Source organism: Corallococcus sp. AB049A (genome assembly GCF_003668885.1).
In the GTDB taxonomy this organism is placed as follows: domain Bacteria; phylum Myxococcota; class Myxococcia; order Myxococcales; family Myxococcaceae; genus Corallococcus; species Corallococcus interemptor.
In genome coordinates, this window is sequence record NZ_RAWL01000235.1 from 1 (window position 1) to 13,640 (window position 13,640).

The 13,640-nt window shown below is 65.2% G+C and carries 10 protein-coding genes, 1 tRNA gene and 1 pseudogene; all 12 read right to left on the bottom strand.

What is annotated here, in order from left to right; genetic code table 11:
- A partial coding sequence (locus D7X55_RS23705) for a hypothetical protein (RefSeq protein WP_121724270.1) occupies positions 1-410 on the bottom strand: 410 nt, incomplete at its 3' end.
- 176 nt (positions 411-586) lie between these two features.
- Positions 587-4,798: a DNA-directed RNA polymerase subunit beta' gene (rpoC, locus tag D7X55_RS23710; protein ID WP_014397766.1), complete on the bottom strand. Its 4,212-nt coding sequence runs from the start codon at positions 4,796-4,798 to the stop codon at positions 587-589.
- A gap of 132 nt (positions 4,799-4,930) precedes the next feature.
- Positions 4,931-9,157, bottom strand: a complete 4,227-nt coding sequence (rpoB, locus tag D7X55_RS23715; RefSeq protein WP_120549807.1) for a DNA-directed RNA polymerase subunit beta — start codon at positions 9,155-9,157, stop codon at positions 4,931-4,933.
- A 181-nt stretch (positions 9,158-9,338) separates the two neighbouring features.
- Entirely contained in the window at positions 9,339-9,710 is a 372-nt protein-coding gene (rplL, locus tag D7X55_RS23720) for a 50S ribosomal protein L7/L12 (protein WP_120549808.1), read from the bottom strand.
- Between the two features lie 89 nt (positions 9,711-9,799).
- The gene (rplJ, locus tag D7X55_RS23725) at positions 9,800-10,321 is read right to left on the bottom strand and encodes a 50S ribosomal protein L10 (RefSeq protein ID WP_120549809.1); all 522 of its coding nucleotides are present in this window, start codon (positions 10,319-10,321) and stop codon (positions 9,800-9,802) included.
- Between the two features lie 397 nt (positions 10,322-10,718).
- Positions 10,719-11,432, bottom strand: coding sequence for a 50S ribosomal protein L1 (gene rplA, locus D7X55_RS23730; protein ID WP_120549810.1), 714 nt, complete (start codon positions 11,430-11,432; stop codon positions 10,719-10,721).
- A 28-nt stretch (positions 11,433-11,460) separates the two neighbouring features.
- Positions 11,461-11,907: a 50S ribosomal protein L11 gene (gene rplK, locus D7X55_RS23735; protein WP_120549811.1), complete on the bottom strand. Its 447-nt coding sequence runs from the start codon at positions 11,905-11,907 to the stop codon at positions 11,461-11,463.
- A 108-nt stretch (positions 11,908-12,015) separates the two neighbouring features.
- Positions 12,016-12,564: a transcription termination/antitermination protein NusG gene (gene nusG / locus D7X55_RS23740; protein WP_120549812.1), complete on the bottom strand. Its 549-nt coding sequence runs from the start codon at positions 12,562-12,564 to the stop codon at positions 12,016-12,018.
- Entirely contained in the window at positions 12,564-13,007 is a 444-nt protein-coding gene (gene secE / locus D7X55_RS23745) for a preprotein translocase subunit SecE (RefSeq protein WP_121724271.1), read from the bottom strand. The genes nusG and secE overlap by 1 nt, the downstream gene beginning before the upstream one ends.
- An 88-nt stretch (positions 13,008-13,095) precedes the next feature.
- Positions 13,096-13,171: transfer RNA gene (locus D7X55_RS23750), tRNA-Trp, on the bottom strand.
- Positions 13,172-13,196: 25 nt separating this feature from the next.
- On the bottom strand, positions 13,197-13,361 hold the full coding sequence (rpmG, locus tag D7X55_RS23755) for a 50S ribosomal protein L33 (protein ID WP_002617522.1): 165 nt from the start codon (positions 13,359-13,361) through the stop codon (positions 13,197-13,199).
- Between the two features lie 94 nt (positions 13,362-13,455).
- Positions 13,456-13,640: pseudogene (tuf, locus tag D7X55_RS23760) on the bottom strand (elongation factor Tu); the annotation flags it as partial.

Consider the following 13,640-nt stretch of genomic DNA (forward strand, 5'->3'; position numbering starts at 1 on the left):
GAACGCCGGGTGGGCTTCAGGAGCACATCCAGCTTCTTCGACAGGCGGCCCAGCTCCTGGGTGATCTGCTGCACCTGGGACTGGCTGGCAACTCCCACCGCCTCCACGACCTTCGCCTGGAGCCCATCCAGCCGCTTGCGCAGCTCCACGCCGGCCTCGTCCACCTTCTTCGTCAGCTCCTGGACGCGGGGGTCGGCGCGCAGCTCACCGGCCTGCACCTTCGTCCACAGGGCCTGGACCTCCTTCGCCGCCACCTGGCTGCGCGTCTCCAGCGCACGGAAGGCCTTGTTCGCCTCCCCTTCCAGGCCCTGGAACCGCTTCTGCGCCTCGGAGAGCCGCCCCTTCAGGTAGGCCTCCACGTTCTGCGTCACGCCGTTCTTCTCAGCCGCCTTCGCACTCGTCGTCTCCATGTCGCGCTCCCCCCCGGGTGTTCCGGGTCTCATAACGTGATGCGTCAAGATAACGCACCGCGACATACTGTCAAGCGAACAGGAAATGAAGTGTGCAAAACGAGAAAGCCGCCGCCCCGGCATGACACCAGGACGGCGGCTGACTCACGAAGCGTCAGGGACGCTTCGGGGAAGCACTAGGCGACGTCGGTGGACCGGGTGTCCGGCCGCGACGGCGGAGGGGCCAGCGGGCCGGTGTCGCCGTGGGTGGCGGCCAGGGCGGCCTCCATCTCATTGACCTCGTCCGTGGGGCTCTCCACCTCGATGTCGAGGTGCTTGTAGTTCGGCAGGCCCGTACCGGCGGGGATGAGCCGGCCCATGATGACGTTCTCCTTGAGGCCGCGCAGGTAGTCCACCTTGCCGTTGATGGCGGCCTCGGTGAGCACCTTCGTGGTCTCCTGGAACGACGCCGAGGAGATGAACGACTCGGTGGAGAGCGACGCCTTGGTGATGCCGAGCAGCAGGGGCTCGCCCACGGCCGGGCGCTTCCCTTCGGACATGACCTTCTCGTTCTCCTCCTCGAACACCCACTTCTCGACCTGCTCGTCGACCAGGAAGTTGGTGTCGCCCACGTCGGTGACGCGCACCCGGCGCAGCATCTGCCGGACGATCGTCTCGATGTGCTTGTCGTTGATCTTCACGCCCTGCAGTCGGTAGACCTCCTGCACTTCGTCCACCAGGTAGCGCGCGAGTTCCTTCTCGCCCAGCACCTTGAGGATGTCGTGCGGGTTGGCCGCGCCGTCCATCATCGCCTCGCCGGCCTTCACGCGGTCGCCGGAGTGGACGTTGATGCTCTTGCCCTTGGAGATCAGGTACTCCTTGGCCAGGTCCGCGCGCTGCTCGCCGCTCACCTCGGGGGTGATGATGAGCTTGCGCTTGCCCTTGGTGTCCTTGCCGAAGGACACCACGCCGTCGATCTCCGCGATCGCCGCCGCGTCCTTGGGCTTGCGCGCCTCGAAGAGCTCGGCCACGCGGGGCAGACCGCCCGTGATGTCCTTGGTCTTCGTCGTCTCGCGCGGCACCTTGGCGATGACCTCACCCGCGGAGATCTCATCCTGGTCGTTGACCGTGATGATCGCGCCCTGGGGCAGGAAGTAGCTCGCCTGGTTCTTGGAGGACGGCAGGTCCTTCACGTTGCCGGCCGCGTCGCGGATGGTGACGCGCGGGCGCGCCTCCGGGTCCTTGGACTCGATGACCGTCTTGCGCGACAGGCCCGTCACCTCGTCGAGCGTCTCGGACATCGTCACGCCTTCGATGATGTCCTCGTAGCGCACGACACCGCCCACTTCCGTGAGCAGCGGGATGGCGAACGGGTCCCACTCGGCGACGAGCACGCCCGGCTCCAGCTTCTGGCCTTCCTTCACCAGGATGCGGGCGCCGTAGATGATCTGGTAGCGCTCGCGCTCGCGGCCGGACTCGTCGACGATGACGATCTCGCCGTTGCGGTTCATGGCCACCAGCGTGCCGTCCGCCTTCTGCACCGTGTTCAGGCCCGCGAACTTCACGGAACCCGCGTAGCGGTTCTCCAGGCTGGACTGCTCCGCGCGACGGGTCGCCGCGCCACCGATGTGGAAGGTGCGCATGGTCAGCTGCGTACCCGGCTCACCGATGGACTGCGCCGCGATGACGCCCACGGCCTCGCCCACGGACACCTTGCGGCCACGCGCCAGGTCACGGCCGTAGCACTCCACGCAGATGCCGCGCTTGGCCTGGCAGGTGAGCACCGAGCGGATCTTCACCTTGTCCAGACCGCTGTTCTCGATGCGGCGGACGCGCTCCTCGTCGATCTCCTCGTTGGCGCGCACCAGCACCTCGCCCGTCACCGGGTCGAGGATGTCGTCCAGGGCCACGCGGCCCAGGATGCGCTCACCCAGCGGCTCGATGATCTCGCCGCCCTCGACCAGGGCGCCGATGAACAGACCGTCCATGGTGCCGCAGTCGTACTCGTTGATGATGGCGTCCTGCGCCACGTCCACGAGACGGCGGGTGAGGTAACCGGAGTTGGCCGTCTTGAGCGCCGTGTCCGCCAGGCCCTTGCGGGCGCCGTGCGTGGAGATGAAGTACTGGAGCACGGAGAGGCCTTCACGGAAGTTGGCCGTGATGGGCGTCTCGATGATTTCGCCGGAGGGCTTCGCCATCAGGCCGCGCATACCCGCCAGCTGGCGGATCTGCTGGGCGCTGCCGCGGGCGCCGGAGTCGGCCATGATGTAGATGGGGTTGAACGACGGCTGCTTGCGCGTCACGCGCTTGCCGTCCACGTCCCCGGAAGCCTCGTCCTGGGAGATCTGCTGCATCATCTCCTGGGCGACCTTCTCGGTGATCTCCGCCCAGATATCGATGACCTTGTTGTAGCGCTCACCGTCGGTGATGAGGCCTTCCAGGTACTGGTTCTCGATCTCCGCCACTTCCTTGCGCGCGTAGTCCAGGAACTCCTGCTTCTTCGCAGGGATGATCATGTCCTTGAGCGCGATGGAGATACCGGCGCGGGTCGCGTGGAAGTAGCCCGCGCTGCGGACGCGGTCCGCCAGCAGCACCGTCTCCTTCTCGCCCGTGAGGCGGTAGCAGAGGTCGATGAGGTTACCGAGCGACTTCTTGTCGAGCACCTTGTTGATGGCGTCGAAGCCCACGCGGCGCGGAACCACTTCCCACAGCAGCACGCGGCCGACCGTGGTCTCCTTGCGCTTGCCGTCGATGCGGCACACCACCTTGGCCTGCAGGTGGACCTCACCGTGGTCGTACGCGGCGCGCACCTCGTCCGGCGACGCGAACACGCGGCCTTCGCCGTTGGCGAACTCGCGGGCGCGCGTCATGTAGTAGATGCCGAGCACCATGTCCTGCGTCGGGACGATGATGGGCTTGCCGTTCGCGGGGCTGAGGATGTTGTTCGTCGACATCATCAGCACGCGCGCTTCCATCTGGGCCTCGATGGACAGCGGCACGTGCACGGCCATCTGGTCGCCGTCGAAGTCCGCGTTGAACGCGGCGCAGACCAGCGGGTGCAGCTGGATGGCCTTGCCCTCGATGAGCACGGGCTCGAAGGCCTGCATGCCCAGGCGGTGCAGCGTGGGGGCGCGATTGAGGAGCACCGGGTGCTCGCGGATCACGTCCTCGAGGATGTCCCAGACCTCCGGACGCTCCTTCTCCACCATCTTCTTCGCGGACTTGATGGTGGTGACGTAGCCCTTCTCTTCAAGCTTGTTGTAGATGAACGGCTTGAAGAGCTCGAGCGCCATGATCTTCGGCAGGCCGCACTGGTGCAGGCGCAGCTCGGGGCCCACCACGATGACGGAGCGGCCCGAGTAGTCCACGCGCTTGCCGAGCAGGTTCTGACGGAACCGGCCCTGCTTGCCCTTGAGCATGTCGGACAGCGACTTCAGCGGCCGCTTGTTCGGGCCGGTGATCGTCTTTCCGCGGCGGCCGTTGTCGAACAGCGCGTCCACGGCCTCCTGGAGCATCCGCTTCTCGTTGCGGATGATGATGTCCGGCGCGTTCAGTTCCTGCAGCCGCTTGAGGCGGTTGTTGCGGTTGATGACGCGGCGGTACAGGTCGTTGAGGTCGGAGGTCGCGAAGCGGCCGCCGTCCAGGGGCACCAGCGGACGCAGGTCGGGCGGGATGACCGGGATGACGTCCAGCATCATCCACTCCGGCTTGTTGCCGGACGAGCGGAACGCCTCGGCCACCTTCAGGCGCTTGGCGTACTTCTTCCGCTTCGCCTCGCTGGTGGTCTCGCGCATGTCCTTGCGCAGTTCCTCGGACAGCTTCTCCACGTCCAGGGACTTGAGCATCTCGCGGACGGCCTCGCCGCCCATGCCCGCGCTGAACGAGTCCTCACCGTGCTCCTGGAAGAGCCGGTGCATCTTCTCCTCGGAGATCAGCTCGCCCCTCTGGAGCGGCGTCGCCTTGGGGTCGATGACCATGTAGCTCTCGCAGTACAGCACCTTCTCCATCTCCTTGAGGGTGATGTCGAGCAGGTTGCCGATGCGGCTGGGCAGCGACTTGAGGAACCAGATGTGGGCCACGGGCGTGGCCAGCGTGATGTGTCCCAGGCGCTCACGGCGCACCTTGGACTGAATCACTTCCACGCCGCACTTCTCGCACACGACGCCACGGTGCTTCATGCGCTTGTACTTGCCGCAGTTGCACTCGTAGTCCTTCACCGGCCCGAAGATGCGGGCGCAGAACAGGCCGTCCCGCTCCGGCTTGAAGGTGCGGTAGTTGATCGTCTCCGGCTTCTTCACCTCGCCGTGCGACCACTGACGGATCTTGTCGGGCGACGCCAGCGCGATGCGGATGGCGTTGAACGACAGCGGGTCCTTCGGCTTCTCGAAGAAGTTGAAAATGTCCTTCACGTTGCCTCCGAAAACTTATGAGCGCCCATGGCGCCAAACGTTTCGGGCCCCCGCCCTGCGCCCGGCCAGCCGCTCCCTCCACGAGGAAGCAGCCAGCCGGTCAGGCGGGCGCACCGGCTTCTTTGAAAAGGCCTAGGCCTCGGTCCCCGACTTCCGGTCCTCGCCGTCGCCGCCACCCAGGAAGTCGCCGCCGAAGCTGCGCTGACGCTCCGGGGGCGCGCTCTCCAGCAGCTCCACGTCCAGGGCCAGCGACTGGAGCTCCTTGAGGAGGACGTTGAACGACTCGGGCAGGCCGGACTCCAGGACGTTGTCGCCCTTGACGATCGCCTCGTACATGCGCGTGCGGCCCACCACGTCGTCCGACTTGACCGTGAGGAACTCCTGCAGCGTGTACGCCGCGCCGTAGGCCTCCATCGCCCAGACTTCCATCTCGCCCAGACGCTGACCGCCGAACTGGGCCTTGCCGCCCAGGGGCTGCTGCGTGACGAGCGAGTAGGGCCCGATGGAACGGGCGTGGATCTTCTCGTCCACCAGGTGGTGCAGCTTGAGCATGTACATCACGCCCACGGTGACGTTCTGGTCGAACGGCTCACCCGTGCGGCCGTCGAAGAGCACCATCTGGCCGGAGCGCGGCAGCCGGCCCTCGTCGAAGAGGGCGTGCAGCTCCGTCTCGCGAGCGCCGTCGAACACCGGCGTCGCCACGTGGATGCCCTTCTTCAGGCGGCGGCAGAGGTCCTGCACCTCCTGGTCGGACAGGCCGTCCACGAAGTCACCGAAGGCCTTGTCGTCGTACACGGTCTTCAGCTGCTTCTTGAGCTGCTCGCCGCTGAAGTTCTCGTCGATGTAGCGCTGCAGCTGCTCGCCCACGCCCTTCGCGGCCCAGCCCAGGTGGACCTCGAGGATCTGCCCGATGTTCATGCGCGAGGGCACGCCGAGCGGGTTGAGGACGATGTCCACCGGACGCCCGTCCTCCAGGTACGGCATGTCCTCCTCGGGGAGGACGCGGGACACGACGCCCTTGTTGCCGTGGCGGCCGGCCATCTTGTCGCCCACCGCGAGCTTGCGCTTGATGGCGACGTACACCTTCACCATCTTGATGACGCCCGGGGGCAGCTCGTCGCCCTTCTTGATGCGGGCGATCTTCTCGCCGAAGGCCAGCTTCACGGCCTCCTTCGTGTCCTCCAGGCTGCGCAGGATGTCGCGCAGGCGCGCGTCCAGCGGATCACCGACGGAGATCTCGCCCCAGTACTTGTACGGCACCGTGGCCAGCAGCTCGTCGTTGAGGATGTCCCCCTTCTTCAGGAGGATCTTCCCCTTGTCGTCCACGAGCTTGCCCTGGACCTCCTTGCCGCGGACCAGCCCGCGGAGGCGGCTGTACGCGGAGTCCTGGAGGACCTTGATCTCGTCGTTCTGGTCCTTGAGGAGCTTCGCCTCCTCCATGGACTCGATCTGCTTGGCGCGCTCGTCCTTCTCCACGCCCTTGCGGCTGAACACCTTGGCGTTGATGACGGTGCCGACCACGCCCGGGGGCACGCGCAGGGAGCTGTCGCGCACGTCGCCGGCCTTCTCACCGAAGATGGCGCGCAGCAGCTTCTCTTCGGGAGACAGCTGGGTCTCGCCCTTCGGGGTGATCTTGCCCACCAGCACGTCGCCGGGCTTCACCTCGGCGCCGATGCGGATGATGCCGCTCTCGTCCAGGTCCTTGAGGGCTTCCTCACCCACGTTCGGGATGTCGCGGGTGATCTCCTCCTTGCCCAGCTTGGTGTCGCGCGCGATGCACTCGAACTCCTCGATGTGGATGGACGTGAAGACGTCCTCCTTGAGGATGCGCTCGCTGAGCAGGATGGAGTCTTCGAAGTTGTAGCCCTGCCACGGCATGAACGCGACGACCACGTTCTGGCCCAGCGCCAGCTCACCGGTCTCGGTGGCCGGACCGTCCGCGATCACGTCGCCCTTCTTCACCCGGTCACCCTTGCGGATGATGGGCTTCTGGTTGAGGCACGTGTTCTGGTTGGAGCGCTGGTACTTGAGCAGGTTGTAGATGTCGACCTCGCTCGACACGTCGCTCAGGGCCGCGTTGGAGTCCGCCTTCACCACGATGCGGCTGGCGTCCACCGACTCCACGATGCCGTCACGACGGGCCACGCACGTCACGCCCGAGTCGCGCGCGACGATGGCCTCGATGCCCGTGCCCACGAGCGGGGCCGCGGTGCGCAGCAGCGGCACCGCCTGGCGCTGCATGTTGGAGCCCATGAGCGCGCGGTTCGCGTCGTCGTTCTCCAGGAACGGGATGAGGGAGGCGGCCACCGACACCAGCTGGTTCGGGGACACGTCCATCAGGTCCACGTCCTCGGCCTTGACCTGGACGAACTCGCCGCTGCGGCGGCTCTGCACCAGCGCGTTGACGAACTTGCCCTTCTTGTCCGTCTCCGCGTTCGCCTGGGCGATGGTGTGCTTCTCCTCCTCGAGCGCCGAGTAGAAGGCCACGTCGCCCGTCACGCTGCCCGCGTCCACCTTGCGGTACGGCGTCTCCACGAAGCCGAACTCGTTGACGCGCGCATAGGTCGACAGCGACGCGATGAGGCCGATGTTCGGGCCTTCCGGCGTCTCGATGGGGCAGATGCGGCCGTAGTGCGTCGGGTGCACGTCGCGGACTTCGAAGCCCGCGCGCTCACGCGTGAGGCCGCCAGGCCCAAGGGCCGACAGACGGCGCTTGTGCGTGACCTCCGAGAGCGGGTTCGTCTGGTCCATGAACTGCGACAGCTGGCTGGACCCGAAGAACTCCTTGATCACCGCCGTCACCGGCTTGGCGTTGATCAGGTCGTGCGGCATGAGCGTCTCGATCTCCTGGAGGCTCATGCGCTCCTTGATCGCGCGCTCCATGCGGACGAGGCCGATGCGGTACTGGTTCTCCAGCAGCTCGCCCACCGCGCGGACGCGGCGGTTGCCCAGGTGGTCGATGTCGTCGATCGTGCCCTTGCCGTTCTTCAGGTCGATCAGGTAGCGGATGACCTCCAGGATGTCGCGCTTGGTCAGGATCTGACCGTCGAGGGGCTCCTCGAGGCTGAACTTGAAGTTCAGCTTGAGGCGGCCGACCTTGGACAGGTCGTAGCGCTCCGGGTTGAAGAACAGGTTGCTGAACAGGTTCGTCGCCGTCTCCGGCGTCGGGGGATCACCCGGGCGCAGGCGCCGGTAGATCTCCATGATGGCCTGCTCGGGGGACTCGATCTTGTCCAGCATCAACGTCTCACGCAGGTACGGACCCACGTTGAGGTTGTCGATGAAGAGGACCTTGAACTCCTTGATGTCGCGCTTGAGGAGCTCGTCCACCTTCTCCTGGGAGACCTCCTCGTTGCACTCGAGGATGACCTCACCGGTGTTCTCGTCCACCACGTCGTAGGCGGACACCTTGGTGAAGAGCTCGTCCGCGTCGATGGGCAGCTTGGTCATCTTCGCCGCTTCGAGCTTCTTGATGGCGGCGCGCGTGAACTTGCGGTTCTTCTTGACGATCAGCTCACCGGACTTGGTCTTGATGTCGCGCGTGGCGCGCTGACCCGGCAGGAGCTCCAGCTCGACGGACTTCTCGAAGTCCGCGGCGCTCTGCAGGTAGATGGTCTCGGTGGCGTAGTAGTAGTTGAGGATCTCCTCGGTGGAGCCCTTGAAGTCGAGCGGGTTCTTCTTCGCCGTGTCACCGACGGCGCCCAGGGCGCGGATGAGCACGGTGGCCGGCAGCTTGCGGCGCCGGTCGATGCGCACGTACAGCAGGTCCTTGTGGTCGAACTCGAAGTCGATCCACGAGCCGCGGTACGGGATGATGCGGGCGTTGTAGAGCAGCTTGCCCGACGAGTGGCTCTTGCCCTTGTCGTGGTCGAAGAACGCACCCGGGCTGCGGTGCAGCTGGCTCACCACGACGCGCTCGGTGCCGTTGATGATGAACGTGCCGTTCTGGGTCATCAGCGGGATTTCGCCGAAGTAGACCTCCTGCTCCTTCACGTCGCGAATGGACTGGGCGCCGGTCTCCTCGTCCTTGTCCCAGACGACCAAGCGGACGACGACCTTGATGGGCGCAGAGTAGGTCATTCCGCGCTGGTGGCACTCATCGACGTCGTACTTCGGCTTCTCCAGGTGATAGCTCACAAACTCCAGCGAGGAGGTCTCGTTGAAGTCCCGGATCGGGAAGACGGACTTGAAGACACCCTGAAGGCCAAGGTCCTCACGCTTCTCCGGGGCGATGTCGGCCTGGAGGAACTTCTCGTAGGATTGCTTCTGGATGTTGATGAGATTGGGAATGTCGATGATCTTCGCGATTTTCGCGAAGGTCTTCCGCACGCGGAAATTGTTCTGGATCTGCGTCGGCATTCGGTCTCCGGGGACGGCTGCTCGGGCGGGGCAAACTTCAGTAACGCGCGGCGGCGCCGGGAAATTTGGCAAATGTCAAATGGGCAAAGCCGGTGCCCCAGCAAAGGGAGCACCGGCCTGCTCATCCGATCAGCAGGCTGCCCGGGATTTCCCGGAAGAACAGGGCAGCCCCTGTACAGAACTACTTGATCTCGACGGTGGCGCCAGCCGCGGTGAGCTGGTCCTTGATCTTCTTGGCGTCGTCCTTGTTGACGCCTTCCTTGACCGTCTTGGGCGCGCCCTCGACCAGGTCCTTGGCCTCCTTCAGGCCCAGGCCGGTGATCGCGCGGATCTCCTTGATGACGTTGATCTTGTTGGCGCCGGCGTTCGCCAGCACCACGTTGAACTCCGTCTTCTCCTCAACCGGAGCGGCGGCGGCGGCGGGGCCCGCGGCGGCAACGGCCACGGCGGCGGCGGAAACGCCCCACTTGGTCTCCAGCATCTTCACGAGCTCGCCCGCCTCGAGGACGGTGAGCTTCGAGAGTTCTTCAGCAATCGCGTTCAAATCGGCCATGGAACTGTTCCTTCTGGTTGACTAACGGCCGGCGACCCATTTGGGCGGCTCGGCCGAAGAGGTTGCGGTAGAAATACTTCTCGGGACGATTACTGCCCCTGCGCCTTGTCCGCGTGCGCCTGGATGACGCGCGCGAGCTGCGACCCGGGGGCCGCGATGGTCCGGACCAGCTTGCCTGCAGGCTGGTTGAGCATGCCGAGCAACATCCCGCGCAGCTCATTGAGGCCCGGCAGCTTCGCCAGTGCCTTCACGCCGTTGGCGTCGACCCTGTTACCGGCGACGACGGCGCTACGGACCTTGATGGTCTCCATGTCCTTGATGAAATCCATCAGGATCTTCGCAGGAGCCACCTCGTCGTCGTAGCTGATGCACAGCGCCACGGGACCCGTGAAGTCATCCGAAATCGCGGAGACGGTCGTACCCTGAGCGGCACGGCGCGCCAGCGTGTTCTTGATGACCTTGTACTCGACCTGGCCCTCGCGGAACTTGCGACGGAGCCGGGTCACGGTCTCGACGTTCACCTTGGACGACTCCACGAGCACCGCGGTCTTGGTCCGCGCAAACTTCTCGTGAAGATCCTTGATCATCTCCTCCTTCTCGCTCTTCAGCACCTTGACTCACCTCCTTCATGGCCCGACCTGACGGTCGGGCGTGATGCCTGGGCCAAAGTGGCAGAGCGAGAGAGGAGCCTCCGAGAGGCACCACACCGCACCTCCAGTCTCGGCAGGGCTGACCTTGCGGCCGTTTGAACCAGCAGCGGATGGACGGCCCGACCGGTTGCCCGGTTCCCAACGGACGCGTCTTCCCCACTCCAGGTCCCTGCTGTCATGAACCAGGTCGGAACGCCGCGTCTCTCGACATGGCGCCCCAATTGCAAAAGCCGGGGGCCTATACCCCCGGCTTTCGCAAAGATCCAGCACTTTCTATCGGACTGATGTTCTCCGGGCGACAGGACTGACGCTCCCCGTCAGGGAGCGCACCCTTCCCTGCCCGTCCTGGCACCCGCGATTAGCGGTGACGCGCCAGGATTTCCTGGGTGTCGAGCTTGATGCCCGGGCCCATGGTCGTCGAGATGGCGATGCCCTTCAGGTACACGCCCTTGGCGGTGGCCGGCTTGAGCTTCATCACCAGGTCCACCAGCGCGTTGAAGTTCGCCTCGAGCTTGTCCGCGGCGAAAGAGGCCTTGCCCATCTTGGCGTGGACGATGCCCGCCTTCTCCGCGCGGAAGTCCACCTTACCGCCCTTGGAGTCGCGGATGGCCTTGGCGACGTCCATGGTCACGGTGCCGACCTTCGGGTTCGGCATGAGGCCACGGGGACCGAGCACCTTACCGAGGCGGCCGACGATACCCATCATGTCCGGCGTCGCGATGACGGTGTCGAAGTCGAGGAAGCCCTCCTCGATGCGCTTCTGGAGGTCCTCGGCGCCCACGATGTCCGCGCCGGCGTTGGCGGCCTCGGTGGCGCGCTCACCCTTGGCGAACACGGCCACGCGCACGGTGGCGCCGGTGCCGTGCGGGAGCACCACGGCGCCACGGACCATCTGGTCCGCGTGCTTCGGGTCCACGCCCAGGTTGATGGCGACGTCGACCGTCTGGTCGTACTTCGTCGCGCGGGTCTCGACCGTCTTCTTCAGCAGCGCGAAGCCCTCGGCGACAGGGTAGCGCTTGTTGCGGTCCACCAGCTCGTTGGACGCGCGGAACTTCTTTCCGGAGTTAGCCATTGCAGGAATCCTTGAGAGAGAGGGCGGGCTAGCCGACGACGTCGATGCCCATGGAGCGCGCGGTGCCAGCAATGGTGTTCATGCAGGCTTCGATGGACGCGGCGGTGGTGTCCTGGATCTTCTTCTTGGCGATCTCTTCCAGCTGCTTGCGGGAGATCTGCCCCACCTTCTCCTTGCCCGGCTTCTTCGCGCCCGAACCCTTCTTCTTCTCCGTGTGGAGACCCGCGGCCTTCTTGATGAGGATGGCGGCGGGAGGGGTCTTCAGGATGAAGGTGAAGGAGCGGTCCTGATACACGGTGATGATCACCGGGATGATCAGACCCTCCTTGGCCTCCGCCTGCGTCTTGGCGTTGAACTGCTTGCAGAACTCCATGATGTTCACGCCCTGCTGACCGAGCGCGGGACCAATCGGCGGGGCGGGGTTCGCCTTGCCGGCGGGGATCTGCAACTTGACCTGACCTGTGACCTTCTTCATCGGCGGACTGCTGCCTTTCGCGGGGGTGGTTCCGACGGGCTGTCAGACGGGACAGCCCTCCCACCCGTTGATCCGCGCCCGTTTCCCGGGCGCGGAAGACTGTTGAAACTAGCCGGTGGTCTTTTCCACCTGCATGAAGTCGAGCTCCACGGGGGTCGCACGGCCGAAGATGCTGACGAGCACGCGCACGCGGCCCTTCTCCGGGTTGACCTCTTCCACGGTGCCGTTGAAGTTGGCGAACGGGCCGTCGATGACGCGCACCGTGTCGCTGGTCTCGAACTGGACCTTGGGCTTGGGCTTGTGGGCGCCCTCGGTGACCTGCGCGGTGAGGCGCTCGACCTCGCGGTCCGACATGGGCCGGGGCTGCTCGTTCTGGCCGACGCCCGGGAACCCCGTCACCTTGGAGGTGTTCTTCACCAGGTGGACGGTGGTGTCGCTGAGCTCCATCTGGACGAAGATGTAGCCAGGGAAGAGCTTGCGGCGGGTGGTCTTCTTCTCGCCGTTCACCATCTCCACGACCTGCTCCATGGGGATGAGGATCTCACCAATCAGATCCTGGTCCTGCAGGCCCTTGAGGCGCACCTGCTCTTCCAGGTTCTTCTTCGCCTGGTTCTCGTAGTTCGAGTAGGTCTGGACCGTGAACCATTTCTTCGCCATTACAGCTTCCCCCACAGGGCAGGCAGCCACTCCACCATCAAGTTGTAGGCGACGGTGTCGATGCAGAAGAGCAGAACGGCCGCCACCAGCGAGGCGACGACCACGGCCATGGTCGACGCGCGGGTCTCCGACCAGGTAGGCCAGGTGACCTTCATCAACTCGGACGCCACGTCGATGGAGAGCGCGTGCGTACGAGGGTGGAAGTAGGCGGCCAGCACCACGGCCAGGCCGGCCACGTAGCCCACCAGGGTCGACACGCGCCAGCCGAGGCCTTCGAAGAGCTCCGCGTCGCTCCAGCCGAACCGGCTCCAGAGCAACCCGAAGACGTGCTCCAGGAAGAGGGCCAGGACGATGCCGGCGACGAGATAGAAGATGACCACGAGCCGCTTGGGGTCGATGCCCGAGCGGTTAGCCTGCTGGCTGGCCTCAGATGCCGTCGCCATGGTGCCTCACGAGGGACTGCGGAAGCGGGACTGCGAAAAGGCAGGGACCCCCGGCACCGCTCGGTACCGGGGGTCCCTGTACTGAAGCTGGCAGGCCAGGAGGGATTCGAACCCCCAACACGCGGATTTGGAGACCGCTGCTCTACCGTTGGAGCTACTGGCCTAAACCTTCATGAACCCAACGACCGACTAGACCTTGCCTTCTTTGTGGTCCGTGTGCTTGCGGCAACGAGGGCAGAACTTGCTCAGCTCGAGCTTGTCCTGGCTCTTCCGCTTGTTCTTCGTGGTCGTGTAGTTCCGCTCCTTGCACGTAGTGCACTCGAGCGAGATGATGGAACGATTACCCTTCGGCATGGCTTATCTCACCAGATGCGAGAAGGGAAGGCTACAGAAGCAGCCCTCCCTTCCGCAACTCAGTGCCCGTGGAAGCTGGTCGGCGGGAGGCCGATCAGGCGATGATCTCCGCAACGACGCCGGCGCCCACCGTACGGCCACCCTCGCGGACGGCGAACCGGAGCTCCTTCTCCATCGCGACCGGGGTGATGAGCTCCACCTCGATGGCGATGTTGTCGCCCGGCATGACCATTTCGACGTTGTCCGGCAGCTTCACCGTGCCCGTCACGTCCGTGGTGC

Coding starts and splice junctions, on each gene's coding strand:
- rplK (WP_120549811.1), bottom strand. CDS start 11,907: ATGAAGAAGGTCACAGGTCAGGTCAAGTTGCAGATCCCCGCCGGCAAG.
- rpmG (WP_002617522.1), bottom strand. CDS start 13,361: ATGCCGAAGGGTAATCGTTCCATCATCTCGCTCGAGTGCACTACGTGC.
- rplA (WP_120549810.1), bottom strand. CDS start 11,432: ATGGCTAACTCCGGAAAGAAGTTCCGCGCGTCCAACGAGCTGGTGGAC.
- secE (WP_121724271.1), bottom strand. CDS start 13,007: ATGGCGACGGCATCTGAGGCCAGCCAGCAGGCTAACCGCTCGGGCATC.
- nusG (WP_120549812.1), bottom strand. CDS start 12,564: ATGGCGAAGAAATGGTTCACGGTCCAGACCTACTCGAACTACGAGAAC.
- rpoB (WP_120549807.1), bottom strand. CDS start 9,157: ATGCCGACGCAGATCCAGAACAATTTCCGCGTGCGGAAGACCTTCGCG.
- rplL (WP_120549808.1), bottom strand. CDS start 9,710: ATGGCCGATTTGAACGCGATTGCTGAAGAACTCTCGAAGCTCACCGTC.